Annotated in this window: 3 protein-coding genes and 2 pseudogenes; all 5 read right to left on the bottom strand. The window is 63.0% G+C overall.

Annotated features, from left to right (window positions below):
- Positions 1-424 (bottom strand): annotated as a pseudogene (locus NEZ08_RS02525) (strawberry notch C-terminal domain-containing protein); the annotation flags it as partial.
- Positions 425-634: 210 nt separating this feature from the next.
- Positions 635-1,639 (bottom strand): tyrosine-type recombinase/integrase, encoded by a 1,005-nt coding sequence (locus tag NEZ08_RS02530; protein WP_298102967.1) that lies wholly within the window; start codon positions 1,637-1,639, stop codon positions 635-637.
- The gene (locus NEZ08_RS02535; protein ID WP_298102970.1) at positions 1,636-2,550 is read right to left on the bottom strand and encodes a tyrosine-type recombinase/integrase; all 915 of its coding nucleotides are present in this window, start codon (positions 2,548-2,550) and stop codon (positions 1,636-1,638) included. The genes NEZ08_RS02530 and NEZ08_RS02535 overlap by 4 nt, the downstream gene beginning before the upstream one ends.
- Positions 2,544-4,073 (bottom strand): tyrosine-type recombinase/integrase, encoded by a 1,530-nt coding sequence (locus NEZ08_RS02540; protein WP_298102973.1) that lies wholly within the window; start codon positions 4,071-4,073, stop codon positions 2,544-2,546. The genes NEZ08_RS02535 and NEZ08_RS02540 overlap by 7 nt, the downstream gene beginning before the upstream one ends.
- Positions 4,074-4,242: 169 nt before the next feature.
- Positions 4,243-5,646: pseudogene (locus tag NEZ08_RS02545) on the bottom strand (strawberry notch family protein); the annotation flags it as partial.

Here is a 5,646-nt window from a genome sequence, read left to right on the forward strand (position 1 = left end):
GCCGGCGATTCCGCGCCGACAGTTCGGCGTGGTAGCTGCGACCCGTCCCGCCCGCCTCCGAGAACACCAGGATGCGCTTCAGGTCATCCATGAAGGCGGCGGTCTCGGCGAGGTTGGCGGAGGCCGCGCGGTTCTCGACGACGAGGCGGTCACCCTTGCGCACCACGCGGCGCGAGCGTCCGGTCACTTCGGCGACGAGGTCCGTGCCGAAGCGCTGGACGATCTGGTCGAGCGCGCCGGGCATCGGCGGCAGCGAAGCCAGCCGCTCGATCAGCTCGTTGCGTCGGGCGACCGCCTCGCGGCTTTCGACCGGCTGGCCGTCGCGGAAGACGGGCCTGGACGAGAAATTGCCCTCGCTGTCGGTGAATGGCTCGTAGAGCTGCACCGGGAAGGAATGGGCGAGGTAGTCGAGAACATATTCTCTGGCGTCCGTCGTTATGGGGTGATCCAGCCAGATTGGGCCCTTATTCCTGCGTTTTTTGGGTTTGTTGCTCGGCATAATATTCTCCTGGTTGATGGCTCTCTCTCGAACTCCGAGAGGCCGCACAGCAAGGGCCGGCCTCTATCTCTCCGGTGCGCGCCACGCCGCTGCAGCGAGCCGCCGCTCAGAAGAGCGGCAGCTCGCCTGCGCCGATCACGCGATGCTTCGGGCCTCCCCCAGCATGGCAAGCAAGGCGTCGGAGGGAGGCTTGAACTTGCCGGCCCGCAGCCCGGGCGGTGCATGTGCGCCAAGCACCGCGAGCTTCTCCTCCGGATCGGCGCGGAGATAGGTCTCAGTGCTTTGCATGCTGGCATGGCCCAGCCACAGCGCCACCTTCCGCACGTCGCCGGTTGCCGCGAGAGTGTGCATAGCGCAACTGTGCCGCAGAACATGCGGCGTCACGTGCTTGCTGATGATCGACGGCTCTTTGAGAGCCGCTTCAGCGACGTGTACGCCGAGGCGATGCGCAAACCCATCTCGACTCATCGGTTCACCGTCCCGATTGAGGAATAGATGCGATGTTTGCGCCGCCGGTCGAATTGCGAGCCAGGCCCTCAGCGCGGCCTTTGTCTCCCGCCACAATGGCAGCACCCGCTCGCGACGCCCCTTTCCCATGATCCGCACCAATGCCAGCGATCGGTCAGGAAAATCCTCCAAGCGCAATGCCAATAACTCCGCGACGCGTAGGCCGGCGGCGTAAGTCAGGTGCAGCATGGCCCGGTCCCGCACGCCTATGGCCGTGCGAGGATCGGGCGCGGCAAGCAAGGTGTGCATCTCCGGCTTGGTCAGATAGTCGATCAACTTCGCATCAGTCCGCTTGGTAGCGACGCCGCGCACTCGAAGCGATTGTTCAAGACATTCGGGAGCCTGAAACTCCAGATAGCGAAAGAACGAACGGATCGCCGCAAGACGGGTGTTCCGCGTTCGCGCGCTGTTGCCGCGGCGTTCCTCAATGTCGTCGAGAAACGCCAGCACGAGATTTGGGCTGATGTCCTCCACCGTGAGATCGCTCGGCCGACGCTTTAGTCGCTCTGCCGCGAACCGGACAAGCAGCATGAACGTATCTGCGTATCCGGATATGGTGTTCGGGCTTGAGCCGCGCTCGCGCGGCAAATGCTCGCGTAAGAACCTAGTCAGATGTGGAGCAAGAACGGTCATACTGCTTCTCCTTGAAATAACAGCTCAGCCGCCGCGGCGATGTCGTGCATCAACACGGGCGTGGCTTGCAGATACCAATATGTGGCCTGAACATCGGCGTGGCCGAGATACGCGCTGAGGGCGGCGGTGTGGTGGCCGACGGCCTCCCGCTCGTGTTTGCAGGACTCCAGCGAGCGCACGGCGAAGGTGTGCCGAAGATCGTGCAGTCGAGCACCTCGCGTTCCTTTTGGACCTCGAATACCCAGTTGTCGGGCGAGCCTGACGAAGATCACGTGCACTCTTGTTGCGGTCGGTGCGCGCCCAGTCGTGACAACGAAGAGATCGTCGCTATCGCTGTCCCAATTGTCCCGCATGGCAAGATAGTCATTCAACGCACGGCGCGTACTGGCGTGGAGAGGCACGAGTCGGCTATTGTCGAACTTGCCGGTTCTCAGAATGAGGCCGTCTTCTGTCAGATCTCCGCGTTTAAGCGCCAATGCTTCGGAGATGCGTATGCCGGTCGCAGCCAATAGACCGAATATGTAATGATAGGTGTATGGGCTGATCGTCCCCTGCGGCGAAACCTCCAGCGCCGCCCGCATGATTGCGCTCACCTGATCCGGCCGCATTATGTGCGGCGCCGGACGTGGCCGTCTGCCTCGACCAAAAATGCCCGCTGGGGGCGCCTCATGTCGGGCGTCCTCCGCGTTCAGGAAAACGGAAAACCGGCGAACCGTGTCGAACCAGGTTCTTGCGCTGTTGGGCGTTGGGGCGGTCGCGCACCAGCTCCGAATACGAACTGCTGTGATGTGCCGCTCGCCCAATGCTTCGGCGTGGGCCGCAAACCGTTCGAGAATGCGCTCCTGCGCATTATACGAAAGACCGATCTGCCGATGCAGGGCCACATAGCGATCAACGTCATGGCTCAGCATGACGCGCCCTCCGGCCATGGTTGGACCACGCGTTGAAGCATCGCCGTATCGACCTTGGCGTAGATGGTTGTCGTGCTTCTATGGCTGTGCCGGAGTACGGTCCCGACGGCGTCGAGACTCGCGCCTGAGCGCAGCATGTTGGTAGCGAGCGAGTGGCGAAACACATGCGAGCCGGTCGGCACGTCATCGATGCCGGCGCGTGCCAGCACGCGCGAGACAATGCCGGCGATCTCGGCTGACGAGGAAAACGGCCGAAATGGAGCTTGGACACGCAGAAACACGCGATCTCCCGAGGCGGGCGGTCGGGCCTGGCGTAAGTAGGCCAGCAGCGCCTCTCCCGCATCCTGCGGCAATGGCAACATGCTCCGACGTCGCCCCTTGCCTTTGACGTGAATCCGCCCATGTGCCCAATCCACGTCGGGTAGGCGTAAGGCCCAGACGTCGCCAGCGCGCAGGCCCAGTCGCGCCAAGAGAAGTATGATGGCTTTATCGCGAACCCCTACAGACGTTGTCGTGTCACAAGACGCGACTATCCTCTCGATCGTCGCCTGTGTGGCGTGGCGGGGAAGCTTCTTGCTGCGACGGCGCGCCGGGGGAACGACGTGGGCAAGTTCCGGACGGCATTCGCCGCGTGCGGATAGAAAACGCAAATAGGCGCGCAGCACTGTCACGGTAAGCCGTACCGAAGAGCGCGATCGAGACTGCGGCTGTTTGAGCACGATGTCGCGCAACATCGCTGCATCGTAAGCTGCTAGATCAGGCGGCAGCTTCCAAAGCCACCGCGTTACTTCATGGACATAGCGGCGGATTGTCTCCGCCGTGGCCCCGCGCTGCCGCTCAAGCCATGAGCGGAATGCCGCGATCCGGTGATCCTCGGGAGGCTTTGAGACGACGGCCGGTTGAAGCACGCCGCGAGCGCGGAGGAATCCGACGAAGCGGCGAGCGCCCCTGCGGCGATGCTTCTGTCCTGTTGGCTCTGCCAACTTCGCGCGCTTGCGCGTGATTGGACACCGGCAGCAATGCTGGACGAATTGTTCGATAACCCGATCGTCAATATCGCGCCCAGGCTGACGTGAAAAGCGCAGCCAGCACGAAAAATGTTCGGCTTCCGAGTAGTGCCCGCGCCAACTGACCAGGCTGTATCCCTCGGTACTCAAGTCCTTGGCGTAGTCACCGAGGTGCGCGTCGGTGCATCCCGTGCCACCTGCGACTGGTATATCACCTGCATCTTCAAGAAACCGCACGAGCCGGCGAATGCAATTGAGATAGACGCTCGTGGAGACTTGCGCTCTGTATCGTGGGCATCGGCACCGATGTCGCCGGAATCGCTGAACGATGGACTCGTCCACACTGTTCAGAGCGATCGCTCGCCTGTCGAGCCAGAATAGAAAGTGGCGGGCAGCGCCCTTGTAAAGCCCGCCGTCGCCGGTGAGCCCATTCGCGGCAAGATGATCAAGGAATCGAACGGCGGGCGTGTAGTCCGGCGAGCGGCAATAACGGGAGGGGGAGAGGGACGCGGTCAAGTGATAGCTCCTTCGTGTTGAGAGAAACGCGAGAGGGAGCTTAGCCAACCAGGAGAAATATTATGCCGAGCAACAAACCCAAAAAACGCAGGAATAAGGGCCCAATCTGGCTGGATCACCCCATAACGACGGACGCCAGAGAATATGTCTAATGCCGAATTCGACATTAGACATACTCGCGCGGCGTGATGTCGACGCGGACATCGTTCCATTCGTCGGTCGGGATCTCGGCGAGCCGGCGCTCCATCAGCGCCTCGCCGGTCGAAACGATCTGGATGACGGCGGCATGGCCGTCGGCCAGGTCCTGCTCGATCGAACGGATCAGCGTCGGTGTTTTCATACTGGTAAGCAGGTGGCCGAAGAAACGCTGCTTCGCGCTTTCGAAGGCCGAACGGGCCGCCGACTTCGCCTGCCGGTTCAACGTGCCGGTCTCGCCGGTGATGTTCGCCGCCTGCATCGCGGCGTCGAGATGGTTGTGGATGATGGCGAAGGCGCCGGCATAAGCGTCGTAGATGCGCTGCTGCTCGGCGGTGAGCCGGTGTTCGATCAGCTCGTATTCGACGCCGTCATAGGAAAGCGAGCGAGCGGTGTAGAGACCGAGCGACCGCAGATCGCGGGCCAGCACCTCCATCGCCGCGACACCGCCATCCTCGATCGCCTCGACGAACTCCGCGCGGGTGGCGAAGGGGAAGTCCTCGCCGCTCCAGAGGCCGAGCCGCTGGGCGTAGGCGAGATTGTGGACGGTCGTCGCGCCAGTGGCCGACACATAGACCACACGCGCGTCCGGCAGGACGTGCTGCAAGCGCAAACCGGCACGGCCCTGCTGCGAGGCCGCAACATCGCCGCGTTCGCCCTTGCCGCCACCGGCATTTTGCATGGCGTGGCTCTCGTCGAAAATGATCACTCCGTCGAAGTCGGAGCCCAACCATTCGACGATCTGCCGGACGCGGGAAAGCTTCTCGCCGCGGTCGTCGGACCGCAGCGTAGCGTAGGTTAAAAATAGGACGCCCTCGGCCAAGCGGATCGGCTTGCCCTGCGCGAACCGCGAGAGCGGCGTGATGAGCAGGCGCTCCATACCGAGGGCTGACCAGTCGCGCTGGGCGTCCTCGAGCAGCTTGTCGGATTTGGAAATCCAGACCGCCTTGCGCCGTCCCTTCAGCCAGTTGTCCAGGATGATGCCGGCTGACTGGCGGCCCTTGCCGGCGCCGGTGCCGTCGCCGAGCATGAAGCCCCGGCGGAAGCGGACGGCGTTCGGCGCATCGTCGCGCGCGGCGGTGACGAGATCGAAGGTCTCATCCACCGTCCAGGCGCCAGCAAGATAGTCGTCATGCGCCTCGCCGGCATAGACCACCGTCTCGAGCTGGGCGTCGGACAGGAGGGCGTCGCTGACGAGATTAATCGGCAGGCGCGGCCGATAGCTCGGCTTCGGCGGCGCGACCGAGGACATCGCGGCCGATTGAACGAGCTTGGTGGGATGAGTTTGGGCGCCCGGAATCCTGATCGATTGAAGACGGTATTCCTCATAGATCGCATCGCTGAGACGCGCGTCCTCGGGCGGCGTCCAGTCGATCGT

It is taken from the genome of Bradyrhizobium sp. (genome assembly GCF_027451485.1).
GTDB lineage: Bacteria > Pseudomonadota > Alphaproteobacteria > Rhizobiales > Xanthobacteraceae > Bradyrhizobium.

Excerpts from the sequence above, each read along its gene's own strand:
- NEZ08_RS02530 (WP_298102967.1), bottom strand. The coding sequence starts at position 1,639 with ATGACCGTTCTTGCTCCACATCTGACTAGGTTCTTACGCGAGCATTTG.
- NEZ08_RS02535 (WP_298102970.1), bottom strand. The coding sequence starts at position 2,550 with ATGCTGAGCCATGACGTTGATCGCTATGTGGCCCTGCATCGGCAGATC.